The organism is Paraburkholderia silvatlantica, from assembly GCF_003096715.1.
In the GTDB taxonomy this organism is placed as follows: Bacteria; Pseudomonadota; Gammaproteobacteria; order Burkholderiales; family Burkholderiaceae; genus Paraburkholderia; species Paraburkholderia silvatlantica.
In genome coordinates, this window is the sequence record NZ_QEOL01000013.1 from 88,771 (window position 1) to 110,576 (window position 21,806).

Below are 21,806 nucleotides of genomic sequence, written 5' to 3' on the forward strand. Positions count from 1 at the left end.
TGACGCCAGCGCTGGGCTCATAGGGTGAAGTGGATCCGAGGGGCATGTGATTGGCCGAGGACGTTGCTGGCGACGGGCAAAGCGGCAAGCACATAAAAAGGCATCAAGCCCAAACGCACAGCAGCCAACGCCGGTTGTAGCCGGCCGCGCATAGCACGGCATGCGCGGCGTCGCCCGTTTGGCCCTTGAGCCAGCAGCGGCGCATGCCGTGATCGTGCTTCACGTGCCCGATGATCGGTTCGATGGCCTGCCGGCGTTTGAGCCAGAGCCGTTGCTTGCTCAAAAGCGTCTTGCTCTTGCCTCGATGCACCAGTTACACCAGTTGCACCGGTGCAACTGGTGCATCCACGCCGCGATAGCCCAGATCCGTTAGCACCGTCTTCACGCGCGGCGCGCCTTGCGCCTTTTGCAGCAGGATCGAGATCTGCTCCAATTGTTCGGCCAGGACGTGGCCGTCGTATGGGTTACGCGCAAACGCGCGTGTGCCGGCGATCAGTCCGTGCCGCTCAGCGATCGCCAGGCTAACCTTGACACCAAACCCATACGGTTGTCGCGCTTTGCCCTTCCCGATGCATTCGACCTCGGGGCGCGTGCAATGCATAGAGCTTGTTCTTGTCCTTCGGGCACTGACGGCAGATGCGCCACGCCCGTTCTAGCCAAACTCGCAACGACGTTTGCCGGTCGTGCGACAGATTGGACATCTTGCGTTCGATGTCGCGCAGCACTCGTCCCAGCGCCGTGCGCTGACGTTTGGGCACGCGCCGAAGCTGTTTGAACTGCCTGGCGTGCGCGTAACCGCCGGCGCGGCGGCGTAGCCGCTTACCTTCGCGTTCATACGTTTGCTTCAGCGCCAGCCTCGCACGCTGCGCCAAACGCACCAGCCTGGTCCTTGCCACCTCGAGCAACCGGCTGTCGGTCGGATAGGCGATGGCCTTCTCCTGAACCGTGCTATCGACGATCACACGCTCGAATTCGGTCGGTGTGGTCGCCTTCATTTGCGTCGCAGCAGCAATCGTCGTCGCCAGCAACTCCTCAACGCCGGCTTCCCCCAATGCCTGCCGAAAGCGCACAAGGTTGGTCGGATCGCAGGGCATGCGCGCCTGAAAATTCTCTTCGCCGCAGAAAAACTGGAAGTACACGTCTTGAGCACAGCGCTCGCACACCGACTCGTCGCCCTCGTTGTACGCGTGCTTCAGGTACAGCAGCCCCGCCATCAAGCGGATCGGCAACCGAGCTCGGCCTGCCGCGCTCTGCCCGCTGCCAGCCAGTACCGCCGTCGTGCCGAACAGATCCTTGCCTTCCAGCTCATGGCCTTCACGAGCACGGCGTTCGAACATCGGCGTGAGCGTCGCTTCGATCGATGCCCACGGCATGCGTGTGGCCAACACGGCAAGCGGATGGAGAAGGTCGATTATCGTGTCCAGACGGCTACGGAAAAAGTCCGGCGTGCTCATCAGCGTGGCCTCACAAACTCCCAGAAAACCCTTCAGATCAATATCGGTTCTGGGAGTTCGCTAAATCATGATCTGCCTCCAGCGTCTTGCTGCGCTTGCCTCGTATACCTTACGCAGGGCTGACTACATAGTCATCCTCAACGACTGATGCCCTCATCTTGATTGTCGCGCGACACCCGCTCGCCAGCGTCAATCAAAACCGCGCGTCAATCAATAAACGCTGGCCAGCGTCAATCAACATCGGCATCATCATTCCTGCCGCCACATTCTCAAGCTGATTGTCGCGCGTCTCCCATCCAGATTGTTGTGCCACAGGACTACATGATCCTCGCGAGGCAGATGTGGGGGAAGCGCTTGCTTCGAAGCCGCTTCGTCCGTCGTTGCGTTCGGGGAGGACGCATTTGTACCACGGGCCTGCGCACGCTGCACATCCGCTACGCCGCACCCGGCCGCCAGATCCTCAAGTTGAGTCTCGAGCGTCTCTATTGGCCGTTGCAGCTGCTCGGACTTGCGACCGAACTGCATACGCCGGAGCTTGTTGATCTGGGCCTTGAGCTGCTCAATCTCGACATCGCGTTCGGCAAGCAGACTACGGGCCTCGGCCAGCAAGACCTTCAGGAGTTCGACATCGTAAGCCCCAGCGATCATTCAAAATCCCCCCCAGGTATGGTCACTTCAAAATCCCCCATCTAACGACCGTCGGCTGAGCGGTCCTTAGCGGTGCTGCAGGACGTTTATTTTTGTGCCTCTGTTGAATTCCGAGTGGGTGGTATCTTCCGGTTTTTTTGCATAACAAGACGAAGGGAAGTCATGCATAGCCAGTTGTTTGAAGCCGCATTGGGCGTGAGTGATCCGTGGTTTGTGAGCGGCGTTGATTTCGACGCGGCCGCCAAACGGCTGACGATTCAGATCGACTTCACTGCTGGTGCTCGCTTTCCGTATCCGGAAGTGGCTGGCGCGCATCCCGTGCGTGCACTGTCGTCAAGCGCTACCGGCACCTGAACTTCTTCCAGCATGACTGCTATCTCGATGTGCCCACGCCGCGCGTGAGGCTGCCCGATCGCCGCATCGCGCTCATCGAGCCCAGTTGGGCCGGCAAGCTCAGCGGCTCCACGCTGCTGCTCGAGGCGATGGTGCTCACGCTCGCCCAGAAGATGCCTTTTGCCGCGGTGGCCCGCACCACCGGCGAGTCGTGGCACCGCGTGCACGCGATCTGCAAGCGCTACGTCGAACTGGCTTTGGCCGGGATCGATCTGTCCGATGTGGCGAGCGCTGCCATCGATGAGACTGCCTGCAAGCGCGGGTACAACTATCTGACGCTCGTGGCCGATGCCGAACAACGCAAGGTTGTGTTCGTTACTGAGGGCCGGGACGCCGCCACCATCGAGCAGTTCGCCGCCCATCTGCAAGCACGCAGCGCCACGCCCGGGCAGATCACCTCGGTCAGCATCGACATGTCGCCGGCCTTCATCAAGGGCGTCAGCGAGCACCTGCCTAACGCCCGCATCACCTTCGGCAAGTTCCATGTCGTCGCCCGGGCGTCGTTCGCCCTGGACAAGACGCGGCGGCTCGAGCAGAAGACCGACCCGGACCTCAAGGGCCTGCGCTGGGCACTGCTCAAGGACCGTGACCGGCTGAGCGTGGCCCAGCGTGCCGATCTGGACGCGCTCGTTGCCAATGTCACGACCAGGCGCACCGCCCGGGCCTGGCTCTATCGCGAGCAATTGCGCGACATTCTCAATCGCAGGCAGATCAACGTCGTCTCCGCGATGCTCAAGCAGTGGTGCACCAACGTGATGCGCTCCAGGGTCGAACCCATGAAGGAGGTTGCACGCATGATCCGCAAGCACTTCGACGGCATCGTCGCGTGGACCCAGACGCGTCAGACAAACGGCTTCCTGGGAGCTCTCAGCGGCCTGTTTCAGGCCGTTGAGCGACGCGCGCGGTTACCGTGCTGTTCCTGATCGCCGGCAAGCTCGACTTCACTTCAATCAACCCGCATGCGGCATAACCCACTCAAGTCTCAACAGGGCCTCCAGTATGCATTTCGTCCTCGCACTGATCTTCCGTTTTCGCTCGGCAGATCGATAGATTTTATTTGTGCCAAGTCCAAAAATTTATAGCTTTTACTGTTTTTATGGCGAATTAGACTCGCTTTAACAGACGAGACATTGACGCAGATCAAAGCAGGATTTCTGCGAGCACCCCATGCCCACAATATTCCGCAGATCAAAGCGTATCGGATTTGCGGGGCGGAACAACGTGACTACTATGAAACGAATTCTTGTCGCCAACCGTGGCGAGATCGCCTGCCGCATCATCGACGCGGCGCATGGCCTCGGAATTGAAGCCATCGCCGTCTATTCGGACGCCGATGCGGGGGCGAAACATTGCGCCATGGCAGACGTCGCTGTTGCGATTGGTCCTTCGCCCGCAATCAAGAGCTATCTCGACATGCAGGCCGTGCTGGATGCGGGCGCACAGCATGGCGCGGATGGCGTGCATCCCGGCTATGGGTTCCTGTCCGAGAACACCGCCTTTGCCCGTGCCGCACAGGCGCGCGGCATGAAGTGGATCGGACCGTCGGTCGAATCGATCGAAAACATGGGCGACAAGAACCGTGCACGGAACATCGCCGAAGCATGTGGCGTCCCCGTGTTACCCGGAAGCGTGCGCTTCGCACCTGACGATCTCTGGCAGCTCGAAAGCGAAGCGGCGCGCGTCGGGTTTCCTTTGCTCGTCAAGGCATCGGGCGGTGGCGGCGGCATCGGCATGAAGCGCGTGGACACGATGGACACGCTGCACGCGACTGTAACAACGACGCAGCAACTCGCTGCGAAAGCATTCGGCGATCCCGGCGTGTATCTCGAACGCTTCGTGCCGCGTGCGCGGCACATCGAGATTCAGGTGTTCGGTTATGGCGACGGCAGGGCCGTTCATCTGTTTGAACGCGAATGTTCGGTGCAGCGCCGTTTTCAGAAGATCGTCGAAGAAAGTCCCGTGCCGCATCTGCCAGCGGCTGTGCTCGAACGTATGTCGGCGGCGGCTGTCGCATTGACGGCCAGCCAGCGCTATAGCGGCGCGGGCACGGTGAAATTCGTCGTCGATGCCGACACCAACGAGTTCTTCTTTCTGGAGATGAACACGCGCATTCAGGTCGAGCATGGCGTGACGCAGGCGGTCACTGGCTGGGATCTGGTGCAGGCGCAGATTCTCCTCGCGGCTGGCAGCATGGAGCGCGTCGAACAGGACGCCATCCAGCGGCGGGGTGCGGCGATCGAATGCCGGCTGTACGCAGAGAATCCCGCAAAGAACTTCCTTTCGTCGCCGGGCAAGATCGAAGCGCTGACGCTGCCGGTCGGGCTGGACTGCATGCGGATCGACACAGGTATCCGCGCAGGCGACGCGATTTTGCTGTTCTACGATCCGATGATCGCCAAGCTGATTGCTTCGAGTACGGACCGGCAATCGGCGCTTACCGCGATGGCCAACGCGCTCGCGGTAACGCGGATCGAAGGTATCCGGCACAACGTCGCGTTTCTGTCGGCGCTGATTGCCCATCCTGGCTTCGTGGCAGGCAATGTCGATACGGGATTCGTCCAGCGGGAAAGTGCGCAACTGCTCGCGGCGTCGAGCGCAGTCTCGGCTGGAGTTGCGGTATGAGCGCAGCGACCCTGATGACACGTCCGGAAGCCCAACACGTCGCGCCCACCTGGCAGGTGGCTCATTCGGGCGAATCGCTGGTGATCGTTGAGATTCACGTGGCCGATCGCAGTGCGGCCAACCGGCTCACGCGCGTTTTCGCAGCTCGTGTTGCCAGCGAAAACCTGCCGTATGTGCGGGACATCGTACCCGCGATGACCACGCTGGGCGTGCACTATGCGCCGCATCTCGTGGAGCGTGATCGAACGGACGTGCTGCCGCATCGCATTGTCGAAGAACGCCTGAAGGCATTGCTCGCCGATGCAGCGACGGGCAGTGAAAGCGCGCCGCGCGTGATCGAGATCCCCGTTTGCTATGGCGGCGAACAGGGCCCGGATCTCGACGAGGTGGCAGATAAATGTGGGCTGAGTGCAGCCGAGGTGGTCCGTCTGCACCGCGCCACACTGGCCGACGTGATGATGATCGGCTTTGCGCCCGGTCATCCTTATATCGGCATGCTGGACAGCGCGCTCGCAATCCCGCGCCGCGCGACGCCACGCACAGCAGTGCCGCCGGGCTCGATCGGGCTGGCGAACTGCCAGAGCGTGATCTACCCCGTCACGCTGCCTGGTGGCTGGAACCTGATCGGCCGAACGCCTTTGCAGATGTTCGATCCCGCTCGCGCTGAACCGTGCCTGTTGCGCGCCGGCGATCAGGTCCGCTTCGTGTCCATCACGGCAGCAGAATTCGACGCGCTGAATGAACACGTGGGAGTCACGCCATGAGTATCGAAGTGATCAAATCCGGCGCGCTGACGACGCTTCAGGATCTGGGGCGAACCGGCTTCCAGCAGTATGGTGTGCCCGTGAACGGCATCATGGACGAACGTGCGCATCGGATTGCCAACGCGCTGGTCGGCAATCCGCGTTCTTACGCGACGCTCGAAATCACGTTGATGGGACCGACGTTGCGTTTTCAGGCGGATGCCGTCATTGCGATTACAGGAGGGGACCTCGACGCGAAACTCGATGGCGAGCCATGTCTGCTGTCGCAGCCGGTCAGTGTAAAGGCGGGCAGTGAACTCGCGTTCGGCAAGCGCCGTGCGGGCGTGCGAGCCTATCTCGCGGTCCGTGGCGGATTCGTGGCGACGCCCGTCATGCATAGCGTCAGCCTGTTTGCACGCGGCGGCTACGGCGGCTTTTCTGGCAGACCGCTTGCCAAGGGCGACGTCATCGCGATTGGCGAGCCGCGCGTCGAAGCGGGCGCTGCACAACGCACACCACGCCGGCTGCGTTCTTTCGATGGAGCTGTACAGCAAGGTGCAAACGCCCTGATTCGCGTGACAGCAGGCCGAGAATGGCGCTTTTTCAGCGAGGACGCGAGGCGCGCCTTTCAGGAAACCGAGTTCAAGCTCACGCCACAGTCCGACCGGATGGGCTTTCGGATCGAAGGCGCAACACTCGCGCTGACCGAGCCAAGGCAAATGGACTCCGAAGCCGTCGCCTTCGGCACGATTCAGGTACCACCCGACGGCAACCCCATCGTGCTGATGGCGGACCGTCAGACCACGGGCGGATACCCGAAGATCGCGCAGGTTTGCGCGGTCGATCTGCCGCGTCTCGCACAGAAGATGCCCGGAGAGGTCATCCGCTTCAGCGTAATCGATCTCGATACTGCGCAGCGCCTGTTGCTGTCGCAGGAAGATACGTTCGCCGCGATGGAGGTCAGTTGAGATGCCGTCGATCGACTTCAACAGCGACATGGGCGAGAGCTTTGGCGTATATCAGATGGGCGCCGATCTCGACGTATTGCGTCATGTGACGTCTGCCAATATCGCTTGCGGCTTTCATGCGGGCGATCCACGCACGATCTCGCGCACTGTCGATGTCGCGCTAAAGGCAGGCGTGGCGATCGGTGCGCATCCGGGCTTCAACGATCTGCTCGGTTTCGGACGGCGTGCGATGCATCTGGACGCCGACGAGATTTACGACATCACGGTCTATCAGATTGGCGCAGTCAAGGCTTTCGCCGAAGCGCGCGGCGGCCGTCTTGCTCATGTCAAGGCACACGGCGCGCTGTACAACATGGCGGCGCGTAACCGCGACATGGCGGCAGCGCTATGTGCGGCCGTGCGCGACGTCGACCGCTCGCTGATTTTTTATGGCCTGTCGGGCTCGCAACTTGTCGAGGCTGCACGGGAAGCGGATTTGCGCTGTGCGGAGGAAGTATTCGCCGATCGTACCTATCAGGACGACGGCTCGCTGACGCCACGCGGTCATCCGCAAGCGATGATCACCGACGTCGCCATCGCAGTCGAACAGGTGATGTCGATGGTCGAACGCCGCCAGGTCAAGTCCGTGAACGGTGGATGGATTGACGTGGCGCCCGACACGCTATGCATTCACGGCGACCAGCCGGGCGCTGCACAGTTCGCAGCACAGATCAGCGCAGCGCTGCGTGACGGCGGCGTCACCATCCGTGCGCCGCAACAGTCAATTTAAGAACGGATTTACGTCATGACCCAAAACTCGACTCCCCTGACTGCCGACGCCACGGGCACCCTCTGGAAAATCATCGCGCAGTCTGGCGAAGTGGTATCGGCCGGTGCGGAGTTGTTCGTGCTCGAATCGATGAAGATGGAAATTCCGTTCGAAGCACAGATGGCTGGTCATATTGATGTTTATCACGCTGCCGAGGGCGATGTGGTGGAAGAAGGCCAGACCGTGGCGACCTTCATCGTTGCCTAAAAAAATTATTGGTTAGTAAGTTAACCTAACTACATGGCGGGCTTGGCGGCTCGCGAAATGGCAGTTCTTACTCTCTGGATCGCTGACATGTCTAACGCTACGCCGGCACCTCTTACCGCCCACGCTTCCGTTGCCGAAGTGCCTTCCGCCAGACTGGCGCGCAAAGCTGCCTTCGCGGCAGCGGCGGGTACTGCCATCGAATACTACGAGTTCGGTGTGTATGGCTATATGGCCGCGATCATCGGGCCACTGTTCTTTCCGAGCGATGAACCGACGGCTGCACTGCTGTCCATTCTGGCTATTTTCGGCAGCGCATTCCTGATGCGGCCGATTGGCGGGATCGTGCTTGGGCGCCTGGGCGACAAGGTCGGTCGCCGTTCGGTGTTGTTGACCACCGTGATCGGCATGGGCATCGCGACAGCTGCCGTCGGCCTGCTGCCGGTGGCATCCGTTGCAGGTGTTGTCGCGCCGTTCGCGCTGTTGTTCGTGCGGCTAGCACAGGGGTTTTTCTCCGGCGCGGAAGTGACGGGCTCGGCGGCTTATGTCGCCGAGTGTGCGCCTCGCGGCAAGCGTGGTTTCTACGGCGCGGCGACGCCGGTGGGCGTTGCGATCGGTGGTGCGCTCGCGGCGGCCGTCTGCGGCCTCACTACGGGTCTGGTCAGCAGCGCACAGTTGCATGATTGGGGCTGGCGGATTCCGTTCCTGAGCGCGTTACCGCTCGTGCTGCTCTCCGCTTACATGCGGCGCAGTATTGAAGAATCCGCGGCCTTCCGACGCGCTCTGGAATCGGAAAAACCCGCCAAGGCGCCGCTTTCGGAAGTGTTTTCAAAGTACCGTGGCTCGATGCTGAAGGTCTTCCTGATCTCGTTTGGACAGAACGCCGGCTACTGGGTCGGATTTGTTTTCATGAGCATCTACCTGATCACGTATCTGGAGTATGACAAGACGAGCGTGTACTGGGCGATGTCGCTGGTGAGCATTCTGATGGCCACGCTGATGCCGTTGTGGGGCGGCCTGTCGGACCGCATCGGCCGCCGCAAGGTGCTGGCTATCGGCTTTGTGGCCTATGCGGCGCTGGTCATTCCGATGATGCTGTTGATGAATCACCACAATCCCGTGCTCGCGTTCGTCGCACTGCTGGTGGTGGCGCTGCCGATGCCTATCGTGCAATCGGTTGGCTATCCGACCTATGCCGAGCAGTTTCCGACCCGCGTGCGCTACACGGGCATGGCGTTCAGCTTCAATTTCGGCACGATCCTGGGCGGTGGCGTGACGCCCTACATCGCGACGGCTGCGATCGGCGCAACGGGCAATCTGCTCAGTCCGGCGTTCCTGCTGGTCGGCGCGGCTGTGGTGGGGCTGCTGACGCTCACCCAGTTGCGCGAAACCGCAGACGAAACGCTCGCGTGAGTCATTCGACATCAAGAAACACGACAGGAGATCCGCAAATGGACAACGCCGTGCTGGCCGATGGCGCCCGGAATCAACACGTCGCGCCACGTACCGCGCGCGAGGACCGCTTGCGCATTCGCGCTGGCTATAGTGGCAACACGAGCGGTATGGCACCGGGCTACGGACAGGGAAATCTGGTCGTGCTGCCGCGCGACTGGGCAGACGATTTCAAACGCTACTGTCGGGCCAACACCACGCCGTGTCCACTGATCGGCATGACGGAACCGGGTAGCAGCCTGGTACCGATGCTCGGCGACGATATCGACCTGCGCACCGATCTGCCGCGTTATCGCGTCTGGAAGGTCGGCGTGCTGGAGCGAGAAGTCACTGACATTTCCAATCTGTGGCAAGACGACTTTGTGGGCTTTGTGATCGGCTGTTCGCTGTCGTTCGAATTTGCGCTGCAACAGGCGGGACTCGCCGTGCGGCATGTCGATGAAGAGAAGGTTGTGCCCATGTACCGCACATCGCTGATGACGCAGCCGGTGGGCGCTTTCAGCGGGCCGATGATCGTGTCGATGCGGCCTTACTCGCCGGAGCAGGCGGCCATCGCGACTGAAATCTGCGCAAAGCTGCCGGGCGCACATGGCGCGCCCGTGCATATCGGCGATCCTTCGGCGATCGGTATCGCGGATGTGAATACGCCCGATGAAGGCGAACCAACAGTAATCGAAGCGGGTGAAGTGCCCGTGTTCTGGGGCTGCGGTGTGACGCCGCAAGCAGCCGTGATGTCGGCGCGGCCGCCCATCTGCATCACGCATGCGCCCGGTTACATGCTGCTTTGCGACCAGTTGACGGAAGACCTGCGGCTCATCTGAAAGCGACGGCCAGCCATGGAAGAGTCAGATTTCGTCCGTCGCGATGCCCGCGGCCAGGGTCAGAAAGCGCGAGAGCAGTTGCGCCGGCTCGCTCATCGCGCCGCGGGCACGCTGCACGAGCCCGACATCGCGATGGAAGGTGTGATCGCCAAGGTCGATCGCGCGCACGGCAGCCGGCCAGCGCCGATGCGTCGCGACTTCCGGCACCAGCGCCACGCCCAGCCGGTTGGCGACGAGGCGCACGATCGCGTCGAGTTCATCCACTTCGCAGACTTCGCGCGGCGAGAAGTGCATGGCGCGCAAGAAACGGTCCACCTGACGCCCGCCGAACGACGTGCGGTCATAGCGGATAAACGGCCGCGTCGCGATGATTTTCCGCCAGTCGTCTTCCCGCACCTCGCGTGGCACGAGCAGACGGAAGGGCTCGAGCGCGAGCGTGGTCCAGCGCAGGTCGCTTTGCAGGGAAAACGGCGGGCGGATCACGGCTGCCATGTCGAGTTCACCCGTGTCGACCCGATTGACGAGTTCCATCGACAGCCCCGGAATCACGCGGGTCCGGCAGTCAGGGCGCTCCCTGTGGAAGCGCGCCAGCGCGTCCGGCAACAGCGAACGCTGCAACGATGCGATCGCGCCGATCGTCACCAGCACTTGCGCCGAGGCTCCGGACGGTGGTGTGCCAAGCTCCGCGTAAAGACGCAGGACTTCCTGAGCCTGGGCCAGGATGCGCTCGCCGTTCTTGTTGAGTTGTGCGGAGCGTCCGTTGCGATCGAACAGCGCAAAACCGAGTTCAGCCTCCAGCCGCTGTATCTGTGCGCTGACGGCAGCCTGGGTCAGTCCGATGCGGTTTCCCGCCGCGGCAAACGTGCCTTCGCGGGCCACAGCAATGAGCGTCTTCAGTTCGCGAATCATTCATAAATTCTGTTTGAGGAATACATTAATATATATTGATTTTATTTTTCAGTCTGCTTTTTTAGAATGATCTCGTCGATGCGGGGATGGCTTGGTCCAACGATGGCGCTGCGTCGGTTTATCATCCCGTAAAAAGCATTTTCACCACTTCAAAGCAGCGTCTGCGCTCGGAGTTAATAATGAGTCTCTCCCCCTTTCACCTCGCTATTCCTGTTTACGACCTTCCGAAAGCCCGCCATTTTTATGGCGAAGTGTTCGGTCTGGCTGAGGGCCGTTCCAGCACGCAATGGGTCGATTTCGACTTTTACGGTCATCAACTGGTGATTCACGAGCAACCCAGGACGCCGGGTCCGGAAAAGCTGAACAGTAATCCTGTCGATGGTCACGATGTGCCGGTTCCGCATTTCGGCATCGTGTTGAAGTGGGAAGAGTGGGAAGCGCTGGCCGAGCGTCTCAAAGGTTTCGGCACGAAGTTCGTTATCGATCCGTACATCCGCTTCAAGGGCGAAGTTGGCGAACAGGCCACCATGTTCCTGCTCGATCCGTGCGGTAATGCCCTTGAATTCAAAGCGTTCAAGGATATGAGCCAGCTGTTCGCCAAGTAGTCTCTGTTTTGCTGGGGGAGCACGTTCGAGTCGAGCCTTGGGCTTTGCCACACGGTCCGGACTCCCCGCTGCATCGCAGAAAGCCGCAAGTCGCCTCAGTCCGGCAAAGTCGTGGCTGGGGCGGCTGCCTCAAAGAAGCGGGCGGCGACAACAAAGAAAGCGACTGTGAAAAAGTCGGTGGCAATCGCGTGCGCGTGGCCGTCGTCGCGCTCAATTAGCGTCGCGGTCGGCTCGCCGCCTTCGATCACCGCCTCGGTCACGTCGGCGATCACCACGCGCGCGCCGTCGGCCGCGAGCTGGCGCGCGATCGCGCGGCCGATGCCGGATGCGGCGCCGGTCACGATGCAGACCTTGACGTCCATCGCGAGGCTCGCGGCAGGGTAGGGAGCGGGCGTCGTCGTCATGTCGGGTCATCGAGCCAGCGGTGGAAATCGGCTTCGGCGCGCGCGAGATCGAAGCGTGGCACGAAGAACGTATCGGCGACGAGGCGCGCGATGTCCATTGGCGCGCGATCGTACGGGGCGTAGTAGTCGATGTTCGGCGTGTCGTCCGGCGACGCGATGCGCCACGTGAAACGCGGATCGCGCGCGGCGAGCCGCTCGCACCAGTCGGCGACGCTCCACGCGCAACCGGCAGCGAGGTTGTAAAGGTCGTGCGCGAGCGTCGGCGTATCGAGCAGGGCGACGATCGCCGCGACGGCGTCGCGCACGTACAGCCAGTCGCGGCGGTGCGCACGCGGCAGGATCGCGGTTTCGCCGCGGCGCGCGCGTTCGAGCACCTGCAAGGGCGCGCTCAGTGTGTCGCGCACGCCGCTGTCCGCTTCCCACGGACCGAAACAGGTGCCGAGCCGGCCGATCGTCAGCGCCATGCCGTGCAGCGCGGCGAGCCGCCGGGACGCGTCTTCGGCGGCTCGCTTGGAGATGCCGTAGAGGCCTTCTGGCGCGAGCGGCGTCCTGTCCTCAAGGAGCCGGCGCGCAGGGTCGCGGCCGCTCGCGCCGTACACCGAGCCCGAGCTGACGTGCACCACGCGGCCGATGCCGCCGCTGCGCGACGCGGCGTGCAGCGCGGCCAGCACGCCGCCCACGTTGACTTCGAAGATCGTCTGCGGCATCGCGTGCTCGCGCGCTGCGTCGGCGGTGATCGCCGCGAGCGTGACGAGTTGGGACGGCCGGTGCGCGCGCATCGCCGCTTCGAGCGCGTCGGCGTCGCGCACGTCGCCGGTCAGCGGCACGATGCGGCCCGGCAGCGCGGCGAACGCGCGGCGGGCGGACTCGCGCGGCGCATGGAGGTCGAAGCCGATGACGGTGCCGCCGCGCGCGAGCAGATGCTCGGCGAGCGCGAGCCCGACGAAACCGCTGCTGCCAGTGACGAGCACCGTCATGTCAGGCGGTCTCCGTCACCGTTTCCGGGCGCAGCAGCGCCAGGATGTGGCGCTTGTAGTCGTTGAAGGCGGCGCCGGTCGGGTCGCGCGGACGCTCGAGATCGATCGGGATCAGTTCGCGGATGCGCCCCGGCCGTGCCGACATCACCGCGACGTGCGTGCCAAGCGCGAGCGATTCGTCGATGCCGTGCGTGACGAACACGATCGTGCTGCGGCTCTCGCGCCAGATGCGGATCAGTTCGGTGTGCATGTCCATCTTCGTCTGCTCGTCGAGCGCGCCGAACGGCTCGTCCATCAGGATCACTTCGGGATTCATCAGCAACGCCCGGGCGATGCCCACGCGCTGGTTCATGCCGCCGGAGAGTTCGCTCGGAAAGTGATTCTCGAAGCCCTTCAGCCCGACCATCGCGATGTAGCGTTGCGCGCGCTCACGCCGTTCTGCTTTCGCGATGCCGCGCATCTTCAGATGGAACGCGACGTTTTCCCAGACCGGTAGCCACGGCATCAGATTGGCCTGCTGGAACACGACGCCGCGATCGGCGCCCGGCTGCGTGACCACCGATCCGCCGACGCTGACGGTGCCCGCCGACGGCTTGTCGAAGCCGGCGATCATGTTCAGCAGGGTCGACTTGCCACAGCCGCTCGGGCCGAGCAGGCACAGGAATTCGTTGCGCTCGACTTTCAGGCTCACGTTGTCGAGCGCGATCACGGTCTGCTTGCGCTTGCTGTCTTCGAACGTGCGCGACACGCCGTCGATGGTGATGAGTGCCATTGTCTAACCTTCCCGTGCCTGCAGAGTGGAACCGCGCTGCCAGCGCAGCATGCGCGCGGCGGCCTGCTTGATCGCCCAGTCGCTGACGTAGCCGAGCAGCCCGATGCTGACCATCGACGCGATCACGATGTCGTAGCGCAGGAAGTAATACGAATCCCACAGCACGTAACCGACGCCGCTTTTCACCGCGACCATCTCGGCGGTCACGGTCAGCATCCACGCCGAACCGATCGCGATGCGCAGGCCGGAGAAGATGCTCGGCAGCGCGGCCGGAAACACGATGTGCCGCAACAGCATCTTCGGCGTGCCGCCGGTCATCGCGCCGGCGCGCAGCAGATTGCGGTCACAGGTCTTGACACCGTGGATGGTGGACAGCAGCACCGGAAAGAACGAGCCCATGAACACGAGGAAAATCGCCGGTTTGTTGGCGATGCCGAACCAGATGATCGCGAGCGGGATCCACGACACCGGCGGAATCGGGCGCAACGTCTGCAAGGTCGGCTCGACCAGCGATTCGATCGCGCGCGACCAGCCGATCGCCATGCCGATCGCCACCCCCAGCACCGTGGCGATGCCGAAGCCCGCGAACACGCGGCCGGAACTCGCGGCGATGTCGAACAGCCAGTGGCCGGAATAGGTCTGCGTGTTGCCGTCGGTGGAGAAGATCCAGTCGGCCCACGCGATCAGCACCTGCGACGGCGCGGGCAGCAGCGCCGCCGGCAGGATGCCCGAGCGCGAGAACGCCTCCCAGCCGGCGAGCAGCAGCACCGGCACGATGCCGCGCTCAATGCGCCGGTAAAGACGTGACGAGGACAGGGACGCCATTGTGGATTCCCGATCAGTAGCCGAGCTGCGTCTTCGGCTTGCCAGTCACCTTCTCGAGGAAGCTGTAGTCGAGATTCTTCTGAACCGCGTCGCTGACGTCCGAGTTCACGTACTTCAGGTCGTGCATCATCTTCGCGATCGCGACCGCCGACGTGCGATACATCCTGTAGTCCGGATCGAGATTGTCGACGGCACCCGCGGCGATGGTTTTGTCGAGGCCCGTCACCTTCTGGATCGTGTCGATGAATAGTGGCTTGTTCGACGCCATCAGATCGTCGACCTTGACGATCGCGCGCACCGTTTCGAGCACGCCCTGCGGGTTGTCCTCGATCACATCCGGCCGCGTGACGATCAGGTTGGTCAGCTTGCCGGCCGCCTGGTCGTACGGCAATGCGAAGAACTTCGCCGCCTTCACGTCGCGGATCTGCGTGGCGAACGGCTCGACCGACGTGATCAGTTCGACCTCGCCGCGACGCAGCGCCTGCACGTGATCGGACGGGTTCGGGATGTTGACGAACTGCACGTCCTTGTTGATGTCGATGCCGTGCGTGAGGAACGCGCCGCGCATGTGAATGTCCTGCGCGTTGCCGCGCGAAGCGGCGACGCGGAACGGCTTGCCGTCCTTCTTGTACTGCATGATCAGCTTTTTCAGGCCGTCCCAGTCGCCCGGTTGCACCGGCAGATTGTTGGCGATCAGGATCTGCGAGCCGCCGTTGATCTGGCCGGAGATCGCGACCACCTTGAAGCCCTTGTCGAGCGCAGTCACGTAGTGCAGATAGGTGACCTGCGCGACGTCGATGCTCTTGGACAGCAGCGCGGTCAGCACGTCATTGCCGGTGTTGAAGGAGATCGCCGAGAGCTTGACGCCCGTGGCGTATTGCGGCGTCAGCGACAATGGCGTGCAGTGCGCGCACTTCGCATAGCCTAGATTGACGGGTTCGGCATCCTTGGCGTGACCGGCGGCCGGCGCGAGCGCGGCGGCCACCATGAGGGGCGCGACGAGCGCGCGGGCGGCGCGCTTCAGAGCGGCGAGAGACGGGCGGACAAATCGCATCGAAGAGGCTCCGTATTGTCACAAAATGATTTGAGTTTGTGACAAAAAAAAGCAACTGCTGTGCCAATAGCTCGGTTCCGGCAGGCACGGTTCCGGCTTGTGAACGCATGAGCGCCGATGCCGGGGCGCTTCGCAGCGTAGCAGGCCGCAGGTGGCCGAGCCTCAGCCCACCGGGCCGGATGGCGAGCGCGGCCGCTCCCGGCACTCATCTTGTGCGCCGGCCAAGCGACGCCGCGCCGCGACGGTGCTCGCGAACGTCGTTGGTGCGGATTCGGACAATTCCATTTTGTTTTGTGACAATCTAGAATTGCATTGGTACAAACTGAGGTTGGCAAGGACATCGAGCGTGTTGACCGAGAAAGAGACTTCGCGCGCGCGTAAAACGCGCAGCACCCGCCAGATCCTCGGCGTCGACGATCACGCCGATCCGATTTACGAGCGGATCCTGACCGCCGTCATGGAGCACCGGCTAGTTCCGGGAACCAGGCTTGTCGAAGAAAAGCTCGCCAGCGTGTTCAAGACCAATCGCACGCGCATCCGCAAGGTGCTCGCGCGGCTCACGCATGAAGGCATCGTCACGACCATTCCGAACCGCGGCGCGTTCGTCGCGAGTCCTTCGGTGCAGGACGCGCGGCACATTTTCGAGGCGCGGCGCATCCTGGAGCCGGCGCTGATCCGCACGCTGGTCGTTCGCGCCAATCCCGACGATTTCCGCCGACTGCACGCTCACGTCGCGAAAGAACGTGCGGCGCGCGACAAAGGCGACAAGCACGCGGTGATCCGGCTATCGGGAGAATTTCATCTGCTGATCGCCGAGATGGTGGCGAGCCCGCCGCTCACGAGGCTGATGCGCGAACTCGCGTCGCTGACGTGTCTCATCATCCTGCTGTTCGACTCGCCGAACGTACCCGCGTGTCCGAATCACGAACACACCGAAATCATCGAACTGATGCAGAAGGGTGATCTGGACGCGGCGATCGCCGCGGCCGTCGGTCATCTCGACCATATCGAAGCGACGCTGGATCTGTCGCTGCCCGAAGACGCGGAAGTCGATCTGTCCGCGATCTTCGGCTAATCAGTGAACGCCATGAACCTGCTGATCGTCAATCCGAACATCACGCCCGGTGTCACCACGCTGATCGAAGCGGAAGCATGTCGCGTCGCGCACGCCGACACGCATATCGAAATGGCGACCGCGGCGAGCGGGGTCGCGTACATCGAGACGCGTTTCGAGGCGCTGCTCGGCGCGTATGCTGCCGCGACCATCGCGGGCGAGCGGTATGGCCGCTACGACGCGCTGATGGTGGCCGCATTCGGCGATCCGGGGCTGCTGGAACTGCGCGAGGTGCTCGACGTGCCGGTGGTCGGCATGACCGAGGCCGCCTTGATGACGGCCGGGCAGATGGGCCAGCGCATCGGTATTATCGCGATTTCGCGGCGCATCACCGCGTGGTATCGCGAATGCGTCGATCGCTACGGCATGCTCGGCCGGCTCGCGGGCATCCGCCATCTGGACCGCCCGCTGCGCGATCCGTCGACGGTGCAGCAGGATCACGGCGCGCGTCTCGTCGAACTGAGCCGGGAGGCGGTCGAACAGGACGGCGCGGACGTGTTGATTCTCGCGGGCGCGCCGCTCGCGGGGCTCGCACGCGGCGTGGCGGGCGAACTGTCGGTACCGGTTGTCGATGGTGTGTCGAGCGCGGTGTGCCAGGCGGAGACGCTCGCCAGACTGAAACCGATCCAGCCGACGGCCGGCAGCTTCGCGAAGCCGCCGGCCAAGCCGCGTGTGGGCTTGCCGGAGAGTGGGATCGGGCGGCTGCTGGCCAGATAATGCAGAAATGCCCTGCGGATGGCGCAGCAACGTCGGCGTTTACACCGTCATTGCGGATGGCGCGGTCGACGCCTCGGTTCCTTGGCCAGGCGGTCCTGCGGTGTCAGGTGTGCATGCTCCGCACTTTCCTTGCCTGGGCTCAAATTCGCGCAGAACGTGTCGATGTTCAGCCGTACATCGCCCGGCCGGAGTGCGTCATGCGGGCCGCCGCCGTGTTGCGGAAAAGGATCGGCGTGAACTCGATGTCGGGTTCCTGGGTGCCGGGGCAGGTGAGCCCGAAATCGGCCTCGCCGCGCGCGACCGCGAGAAACACCACCGACGACGTTTCGTCGATCAGGCGCACGCGGAGGCCCGGATACAGCTCGTGATACGTGCGCACCGTGCCTGGCAGAAAGAAGCTGACCGCTGATGGCACGCACGCGATCGCCACGAGGCCGGACATGCGATGGCCGAGGTCCTCCAAGCCGAACAGCAACTTTCGGGTTCGCTCAGCACGTGGCGCGCTTTTTCGACGAACGAGCGGCCCGCGACGGTCAGTTCCATCTTGCGCGTGGGGCGCTCGAACAGCCGCACGCCGAGCGCGTCTTCGAGTTTTTCGACGCGTCGCGACAGCGCCAATGGCGACAGGTTGAGCGTGTCTGCGGCGGCGCGGACACTACCGGGATCGGCGGAAGCGACGAAGGCGCGAAGGTCGGAGAGATCGAAGTTCATCGGCTGAAGCGGGGCTGCGGCGGAATGGACGGCATGAGTGGAGCAATCAGCAAACCATCTTGCGGGTTCGAAAGCCCGGATCTGGCGACGAACATGCTGGTGAATGTCGCCAGGGGCCCGGGACCGGCACGACCTCGCAGTTCGGCGTAGGCGGTCAGGTGACGCGGTGACGTCGGATGCCTTTGATTCGCGGCAACGAGGATACCTAGGCCGCCGCATCCGCCGTTTCGATCGCCGATATCCGCCGCATGTACACTGGCGCAATCGTCGCAGCCGGCGGGTTCACTGCGGAAAGTGCGCGGCCGGCCGTCGACGCGGGCGGCGTCGATCTTGTCGCTTTGGGGCGGCTGTTCATCTCGAACCCCGACCCACCGGAACGGCTGTGCTCGGGCGCACCGCTGAATCGCTACGACCGGACAACGTTCTACGGTGGCAACGCGCGAGGCTATACCGACTACGGTTTCCATCAACCGGAGACGGTCTGATTGCAGTGGGTTGCGCCCGGTTGCCAGCGAGTGTTCCGCGTCGGCCGTACCGTGCACGATTGCCGGTACGGTTGTTTTCTCTTTCGCGTCGTCGGGCCGCCCGTCGAACAACAGAACGGAGCAGGGGATTGCATGGACCGGATGGCAGCAATGGAAACGTTCGTCGCGGTAGTCGAGGCGGGGTCGTTCTCGGCCGCTGCGCGGCGTCTGGCACTAGGGCAGCCCGCGGTATCGAAATCCGTCGCGCAGCTTGAAGATCATCTGGGCGCGCGGCTGCTGTTGCGTTCGACGCGTGGTCTGACGCCGACGGACGCCGGACAGCGCTTTTACGAACATGCGCGCCTCTCGATCGAGGAGGCCGACCATGCGGAACAGGCCGTGCATGAATCGTCCGCGGGTTTGTCGGGCCGTCTGCGCGTCAGCGCTGCAGTGACATTTTCCCGGCTGCACGTGCTGCCCGCGCTCAAGATTTTTCTCGACCGCCACCCGAAGCTCGAACTCGATGTCATCCTCGACGACCGCTCGATCGACCTGCTCGAGGAGGGCGTGGACGTCGCGCTGAGAATGGGCTCCCTCGACGATTCATCGATGGCCGCACGCCATATCTCGCAGAGTCGCCGTCTCGTGGTGGGTACACCGGATTATTTCGCGCAGACGGGCGTGCCCGGCACGCCGGCCGAACTGAGCCATCATCAGGCCATCGTCTACTCGCTACGCGGCGGCGGGGAATCGTGGGCGTTCAGCCAGAACAGCACCGAAGTCGCCGTCGTGGTGTCCGGCCGTGTGCGCGTGAGCGCTGCCGAAGGTATGCGCACGGCCGTACTCGGTCACCTGGGCCTCGCGATCGCGTCGGAATGGATGTTCTCGCCCGAACTAGGCGACGGCACCGTGCAGGCGGTGCTCACGGATTGGAGCTTGCCGCCCGTCGATCTGTGGGCGGTTTTTCCGGCCGGACGCATGCCGACGTCGAAGGCGCGCGCGTTCGTTGCGTTCGTCGAGGAAGTATTAGGTGCAACGGCGGGCGCCGCTGCGCCGGGGCTCGCATCAGAAGCCTAGCTTGCCAATTGATGCGCCACCGTCCACGTACAGCGTCTGTCCGGTCATGAAGCCCGCGTCGTCCGAGAGCAGGAACGCGATGGTCGCCGCGATCTCGTCGGGTTTGACAAAGCGACCCACCAGCACGGCGGAGAGGTAACGCCGTTCGCTTTCGCTGCCGGGCTGGTTGTTCGCGCGGAACAGTTCGGTTTCGGTCGGTCCCGGCGCGACCGCGTTGACCGTGATGCCGGTATCCGCGAGTTCCAGCGCCCACGAACGCGCGAAGCTGACGAGCGCCGCCTTCGCGGCCGCATAGGCGGTGCGCCCGGTCATGCCGAGAATCGTCAGGCTGGAGATGTTGACGACGCGGCCCCGGCGGCGCGAACGCATGCCGGGCAGCAACGCCTGCACGGTCTGCACGGCCGGATGCAGATTGACCGCGAACACGTCGTCCAGCGAACCGAGGTCGACATGGCCGATGCGCTGCGGCTTCACGAGACCGACGTTGTTGACGACGCCGTCGAAGGCGAAGCGGCGCGTCAGCTCCTGCAATACGGCGTCCGTTGCAGCGCGGTCGCTGAGATCGACGCTCACGAGTTCGCCGGGGAAGTCGGCATCGCTGCGTGCGAGGCCGACGACCCGGTGACCGGCGCTCACGAGCCGCTTGCTGAGTGCGAGGCCAATGCCTTTGGTCGCGCCGGTGATCAGGAAGGTACGCTGAATGAGTTGAGTCATCTGCGGAGTGTCACAAGAAAATCACCGCCCTGGTGTGTCGCCTCGGGGCGGTACAAGGGAGAGGGTTGTGTCAAGCGCGGCCTGCGGCCTTCTCGAGCACCGGGATCATGTCGGCCGGATCAGGGCGATGCGTGTAGTCGGGGTTGACCTCCGAGTACAGCGCGACGCCGTCCTGACTGATCACGTAGCGCGCTGGCATCGGCAGTGTCCACGACGGATCGTTGTTGAACGCGGGCAGGTCGTTATTCAGCTTCTGGTAGAGCGCGACCAGATAATCGGGCAGCGTGAAACGCAGGCCGAACGCCGCGCCGGTTTCGCCTTTTTCGTCGCTCAGTACCAGAAAGTTGAGGCTGTTATCGCGTACCGACTTGCGGCTGTTGACCGGCGTCTGCGGCGAGATCGCGACGACGTTCGCACCCAGCGCACGAATCTGCAGCAGCACCTCGTTCAGCGCCTGCAACTCGATGTTGCAGTACGGACACCACACGCCGCGATAGAACGTGACGACGAGCGGTCCTTGCGTGAGCAGGTCCGCGGACGAGACCGGGCGGCCGTTCTGATCGTTCAGACTGAATTGCGGCGCGCGGTCTCCGGCCTTGATCGCGCGGCCCGCCTGGCCGCTCGCGACAAGTTCGGCCGTGGCGCGTTCCATGACAGGGTGGATCTCCGGCGGCGCATTGAACGGTGGTTTGCCGGACTTGAAGTCCGCCTTGAATGCATCGAGTTTTTGCTGCAGGGACATGATGGTTTCTCCGTCGTTCGTTACTGTTATGCCGAAACTGCCTGCGGCTTCGTCCACTCGTTGCCCTGCATGAACGCGTCATACGGCGAGTGCACGATGTGGTTTGTGTAGTTGCTCATGACCTTGGTCGCGACGCCAAAAATCACTTCGAGCACGTTGCGGCGCGTGTAGCCGGCAGCGAAGAACGCGTCGACCTCAACGTCCGGCACGAATCCGCGCTCGCGGACAACGAGCGTCGTGAAGCGATGCAGTGCTTCGAGCTTCGCATCGGGCAGCGGCGTGCCGGCGCGCAGTGCGGCAATCACGCCTTCGTCCATGTGGATCATCTTCGCGAGTGTGCTGTGGCCCGCCATGCACTAATGGCAGTCGTTCTCGAAGTTCGAGGTCAGATAGACGACCTGCTGCTCGTGTGGTGTCAGCGTGCTTTTCGAAAACAGGTCCCACAGCGCCGAGTAACCGGCCAGCAGTTCCGGCGCTTCGGCCATGTACGACTGCAGGTTGGGCACGAAGCCGAACGCTTTTTTCGTGCCATCAAGAAGGGCTTTGGATGCTTCGGGCGCGTCGTCGATCGTGTGTTTCAGGAAGATGCTCATCGCGGTTAAGGAGTT

The 21,806-nt window shown here is 63.1% G+C and carries 22 protein-coding genes and 5 pseudogenes; 13 read left to right on the forward strand and 14 right to left on the reverse strand.

Annotated features, from left to right (window positions below; all coding sequences use genetic code 11):
• Window positions 1-118: 118 nt before the first annotated feature.
• A pseudogene (locus C7411_RS37850) lies at window positions 119-1,454 on the reverse strand (IS5 family transposase); the annotation flags it as partial.
• 315 nt (window positions 1,455-1,769) lie between these two features.
• A pseudogene (locus C7411_RS18465) lies at window positions 1,770-2,102 on the reverse strand (transposase domain-containing protein); the annotation flags it as partial.
• Window positions 2,103-2,264: 162 nt separating this feature from the next.
• Here C7411_RS18465 and C7411_RS18470 point away from each other — a divergent pair.
• The 8 genes and pseudogenes from C7411_RS18470 (at window position 2,265) to C7411_RS18505 (ending at window position 10,113) form a co-directional block, all read left to right on the forward strand.
• Window positions 2,265-3,465 (forward strand): annotated as a pseudogene (locus C7411_RS18470) (ISL3 family transposase).
• A gap of 260 nt (window positions 3,466-3,725) precedes the next feature.
• Window positions 3,726-5,117 carry an acetyl-CoA carboxylase biotin carboxylase subunit gene (locus C7411_RS18475; RefSeq protein ID WP_110385703.1) on the forward strand — a complete coding sequence of 464 codons (1,392 nt, stop codon included), beginning with the start codon at window positions 3,726-3,728 and terminating at the stop codon, window positions 5,115-5,117.
• Complete coding sequence (gene pxpB, locus C7411_RS18480) at window positions 5,114-5,881, forward strand: 5-oxoprolinase subunit PxpB (RefSeq protein ID WP_243413223.1); 768 nt, start codon at window positions 5,114-5,116, stop codon at window positions 5,879-5,881. Before C7411_RS18475 ends, pxpB begins: the two co-directional genes overlap by 4 nt.
• A complete protein-coding gene (locus C7411_RS18485; protein ID WP_110385702.1) occupies window positions 5,878-6,828 on the forward strand; it encodes a 5-oxoprolinase subunit C family protein in 951 nt (316 codons plus the stop codon). The genes pxpB and C7411_RS18485 overlap by 4 nt, the downstream gene beginning before the upstream one ends.
• Window position 6,829: 1 nt before the next feature.
• The gene (locus C7411_RS18490; protein WP_110385701.1) at window positions 6,830-7,597 is read left to right on the forward strand and encodes a LamB/YcsF family protein; all 768 of its coding nucleotides are present in this window, start codon (window positions 6,830-6,832) and stop codon (window positions 7,595-7,597) included.
• 15 nt (window positions 7,598-7,612) lie between these two features.
• Window positions 7,613-7,843, forward strand: coding sequence for an acyl-CoA carboxylase biotin carboxyl carrier protein subunit (locus tag C7411_RS18495; protein WP_110385700.1), 231 nt, complete (start codon window positions 7,613-7,615; stop codon window positions 7,841-7,843).
• A 33-nt stretch (window positions 7,844-7,876) separates the two neighbouring features.
• Complete coding sequence (locus tag C7411_RS18500) at window positions 7,877-9,253, forward strand: MFS transporter (protein WP_243413224.1); 1,377 nt, start codon at window positions 7,877-7,879, stop codon at window positions 9,251-9,253.
• Window positions 9,254-9,291: 38 nt separating this feature from the next.
• Window positions 9,292-10,113, forward strand: coding sequence for a putative hydro-lyase (locus tag C7411_RS18505; protein ID WP_110385698.1), 822 nt, complete (start codon window positions 9,292-9,294; stop codon window positions 10,111-10,113).
• 24 nt (window positions 10,114-10,137) lie between these two features.
• Here the strand turns inward: C7411_RS18505 and C7411_RS18510 are convergent, their stop codons facing one another.
• Entirely contained in the window at window positions 10,138-11,022 is an 885-nt protein-coding gene (locus C7411_RS18510; RefSeq protein WP_110385697.1) for a LysR family transcriptional regulator, read from the reverse strand.
• Window positions 11,023-11,201: 179 nt separating this feature from the next.
• Here C7411_RS18510 and C7411_RS18515 point away from each other — a divergent pair, with 179 nt between their 5' ends.
• The gene (locus C7411_RS18515; protein WP_110385696.1) at window positions 11,202-11,627 is read left to right on the forward strand and encodes a VOC family protein; all 426 of its coding nucleotides are present in this window, start codon (window positions 11,202-11,204) and stop codon (window positions 11,625-11,627) included.
• A 95-nt stretch (window positions 11,628-11,722) separates the two neighbouring features.
• Here the strand turns inward: C7411_RS18515 and C7411_RS38265 are convergent, their stop codons facing one another.
• From C7411_RS38265 to C7411_RS18540, 5 genes are read right to left on the reverse strand one after another with little or no spacing between them, the layout of a single operon-like run.
• On the reverse strand, window positions 11,723-11,989 hold the full coding sequence (locus C7411_RS38265; RefSeq protein ID WP_110385790.1) for an SDR family NAD(P)-dependent oxidoreductase: 267 nt from the start codon (window positions 11,987-11,989) through the stop codon (window positions 11,723-11,725).
• A gap of 38 nt (window positions 11,990-12,027) precedes the next feature.
• Window positions 12,028-13,008, reverse strand: coding sequence for an NAD-dependent epimerase/dehydratase family protein (locus C7411_RS18525; protein ID WP_110385695.1), 981 nt, complete (start codon window positions 13,006-13,008; stop codon window positions 12,028-12,030).
• Between the two features lies 1 nt (window position 13,009).
• A complete protein-coding gene (locus tag C7411_RS18530; protein WP_110385694.1) occupies window positions 13,010-13,780 on the reverse strand; it encodes an ABC transporter ATP-binding protein in 771 nt (256 codons plus the stop codon).
• 3 nt (window positions 13,781-13,783) lie between these two features.
• Window positions 13,784-14,605: an ABC transporter permease gene (locus C7411_RS18535; RefSeq protein ID WP_110385693.1), complete on the reverse strand. Its 822-nt coding sequence runs from the start codon at window positions 14,603-14,605 to the stop codon at window positions 13,784-13,786.
• Between the two features lie 13 nt (window positions 14,606-14,618).
• Complete coding sequence (locus tag C7411_RS18540; RefSeq protein ID WP_110385692.1) at window positions 14,619-15,659, reverse strand: ABC transporter substrate-binding protein; 1,041 nt, start codon at window positions 15,657-15,659, stop codon at window positions 14,619-14,621.
• A 346-nt stretch (window positions 15,660-16,005) separates the two neighbouring features.
• Between C7411_RS18540 and C7411_RS18545 the strand changes: the two genes are divergently transcribed.
• Together C7411_RS18545 and C7411_RS18550 are read left to right on the forward strand one after the other, a co-directional pair.
• Window positions 16,006-16,734 carry a GntR family transcriptional regulator gene (locus C7411_RS18545; protein WP_110385691.1) on the forward strand — a complete coding sequence of 243 codons (729 nt, stop codon included), beginning with the start codon at window positions 16,006-16,008 and terminating at the stop codon, window positions 16,732-16,734.
• 12 nt (window positions 16,735-16,746) lie between these two features.
• A complete protein-coding gene (locus tag C7411_RS18550; RefSeq protein WP_110385690.1) occupies window positions 16,747-17,490 on the forward strand; it encodes an aspartate/glutamate racemase family protein in 744 nt (247 codons plus the stop codon).
• 65 nt (window positions 17,491-17,555) lie between these two features.
• Here C7411_RS18550 and C7411_RS38975 read toward each other — a convergent pair.
• Window positions 17,556-17,716, reverse strand: a pseudogene (locus tag C7411_RS38975) (ISNCY family transposase); the annotation flags it as partial.
• Window positions 17,714-18,201 (reverse strand): annotated as a pseudogene (locus C7411_RS38980) (LysR family transcriptional regulator); the annotation flags it as partial. The pseudogenes C7411_RS38980 and C7411_RS38975, both read right to left, overlap by 3 nt.
• A gap of 248 nt (window positions 18,202-18,449) precedes the next feature.
• On the opposite strand from C7411_RS38980, the gene C7411_RS18560 reads away from it, so the two are divergent.
• Complete coding sequence (locus C7411_RS18560) at window positions 18,450-18,686, forward strand: hypothetical protein (RefSeq protein ID WP_110385689.1); 237 nt, start codon at window positions 18,450-18,452, stop codon at window positions 18,684-18,686.
• A gap of 132 nt (window positions 18,687-18,818) precedes the next feature.
• Complete coding sequence (locus tag C7411_RS18565; protein ID WP_110385688.1) at window positions 18,819-19,742, forward strand: LysR family transcriptional regulator; 924 nt, start codon at window positions 18,819-18,821, stop codon at window positions 19,740-19,742.
• Here C7411_RS18565 and C7411_RS18570 read toward each other — a convergent pair.
• From C7411_RS18570 to C7411_RS38280, 4 genes are all read right to left on the reverse strand, one after another.
• A complete protein-coding gene (locus C7411_RS18570; RefSeq protein WP_110385687.1) occupies window positions 19,731-20,456 on the reverse strand; it encodes an SDR family oxidoreductase in 726 nt (241 codons plus the stop codon). The genes C7411_RS18565 and C7411_RS18570 overlap by 12 nt on opposite strands.
• 70 nt (window positions 20,457-20,526) lie before the next feature.
• A complete protein-coding gene (locus tag C7411_RS18575; protein WP_110385686.1) occupies window positions 20,527-21,198 on the reverse strand; it encodes a peroxiredoxin-like family protein in 672 nt (223 codons plus the stop codon).
• A gap of 26 nt (window positions 21,199-21,224) precedes the next feature.
• Window positions 21,225-21,551 carry a carboxymuconolactone decarboxylase family protein gene (locus C7411_RS38275; RefSeq protein ID WP_243413226.1) on the reverse strand — a complete coding sequence of 109 codons (327 nt, stop codon included), beginning with the start codon at window positions 21,549-21,551 and terminating at the stop codon, window positions 21,225-21,227.
• Between the two features lie 3 nt (window positions 21,552-21,554).
• Window positions 21,555-21,791 (reverse strand): carboxymuconolactone decarboxylase family protein, encoded by a 237-nt coding sequence (locus C7411_RS38280; RefSeq protein ID WP_243413227.1) that lies wholly within the window; start codon window positions 21,789-21,791, stop codon window positions 21,555-21,557.
• Window positions 21,792-21,806 lie beyond the last annotated feature (15 nt).

What these genes read in the sequence shown, in the direction of transcription:
- C7411_RS18475 (WP_110385703.1), top strand. Translation starts at nt 3,726, where the DNA reads ATGAAACGAATTCTTGTCGCCAACCGTGGCGAGATCGCCTGCCGCATC.
- pxpB (WP_243413223.1), top strand. Translation starts at nt 5,114, where the DNA reads ATGAGCGCAGCGACCCTGATGACACGTCCGGAAGCCCAACACGTCGCG.
- C7411_RS18485 (WP_110385702.1), top strand. Translation starts at nt 5,878, where the DNA reads ATGAGTATCGAAGTGATCAAATCCGGCGCGCTGACGACGCTTCAGGAT.
- C7411_RS18490 (WP_110385701.1), top strand. Translation starts at nt 6,830, where the DNA reads ATGCCGTCGATCGACTTCAACAGCGACATGGGCGAGAGCTTTGGCGTA.
- C7411_RS18495 (WP_110385700.1), top strand. Translation starts at nt 7,613, where the DNA reads ATGACCCAAAACTCGACTCCCCTGACTGCCGACGCCACGGGCACCCTC.
- C7411_RS18500 (WP_243413224.1), top strand. Translation starts at nt 7,877, where the DNA reads ATGGCGGGCTTGGCGGCTCGCGAAATGGCAGTTCTTACTCTCTGGATC.
- C7411_RS18505 (WP_110385698.1), top strand. Translation starts at nt 9,292, where the DNA reads ATGGACAACGCCGTGCTGGCCGATGGCGCCCGGAATCAACACGTCGCG.
- C7411_RS18510 (WP_110385697.1), bottom strand. Translation starts at nt 11,022, where the DNA reads ATGATTCGCGAACTGAAGACGCTCATTGCTGTGGCCCGCGAAGGCACG.
- C7411_RS18515 (WP_110385696.1), top strand. Translation starts at nt 11,202, where the DNA reads ATGAGTCTCTCCCCCTTTCACCTCGCTATTCCTGTTTACGACCTTCCG.
- C7411_RS38265 (WP_110385790.1), bottom strand. Translation starts at nt 11,989, where the DNA reads ATGGACGTCAAGGTCTGCATCGTGACCGGCGCCGCATCCGGCATCGGC.
- C7411_RS18525 (WP_110385695.1), bottom strand. Translation starts at nt 13,008, where the DNA reads ATGACGGTGCTCGTCACTGGCAGCAGCGGTTTCGTCGGGCTCGCGCTC.
- C7411_RS18530 (WP_110385694.1), bottom strand. Translation starts at nt 13,780, where the DNA reads ATGGCACTCATCACCATCGACGGCGTGTCGCGCACGTTCGAAGACAGC.
- C7411_RS18535 (WP_110385693.1), bottom strand. Translation starts at nt 14,605, where the DNA reads ATGGCGTCCCTGTCCTCGTCACGTCTTTACCGGCGCATTGAGCGCGGC.
- C7411_RS18540 (WP_110385692.1), bottom strand. Translation starts at nt 15,659, where the DNA reads ATGCGATTTGTCCGCCCGTCTCTCGCCGCTCTGAAGCGCGCCGCCCGC.
- C7411_RS18550 (WP_110385690.1), top strand. Translation starts at nt 16,747, where the DNA reads ATGAACCTGCTGATCGTCAATCCGAACATCACGCCCGGTGTCACCACG.
- C7411_RS18560 (WP_110385689.1), top strand. Translation starts at nt 18,450, where the DNA reads ATGTACACTGGCGCAATCGTCGCAGCCGGCGGGTTCACTGCGGAAAGT.
- C7411_RS18565 (WP_110385688.1), top strand. Translation starts at nt 18,819, where the DNA reads ATGGACCGGATGGCAGCAATGGAAACGTTCGTCGCGGTAGTCGAGGCG.
- C7411_RS18570 (WP_110385687.1), bottom strand. Translation starts at nt 20,456, where the DNA reads ATGACTCAACTCATTCAGCGTACCTTCCTGATCACCGGCGCGACCAAA.
- C7411_RS18575 (WP_110385686.1), bottom strand. Translation starts at nt 21,198, where the DNA reads ATGTCCCTGCAGCAAAAACTCGATGCATTCAAGGCGGACTTCAAGTCC.
- C7411_RS38275 (WP_243413226.1), bottom strand. Translation starts at nt 21,551, where the DNA reads ATGGCGGGCCACAGCACACTCGCGAAGATGATCCACATGGACGAAGGC.
- C7411_RS38280 (WP_243413227.1), bottom strand. Translation starts at nt 21,791, where the DNA reads ATGAGCATCTTCCTGAAACACACGATCGACGACGCGCCCGAAGCATCC.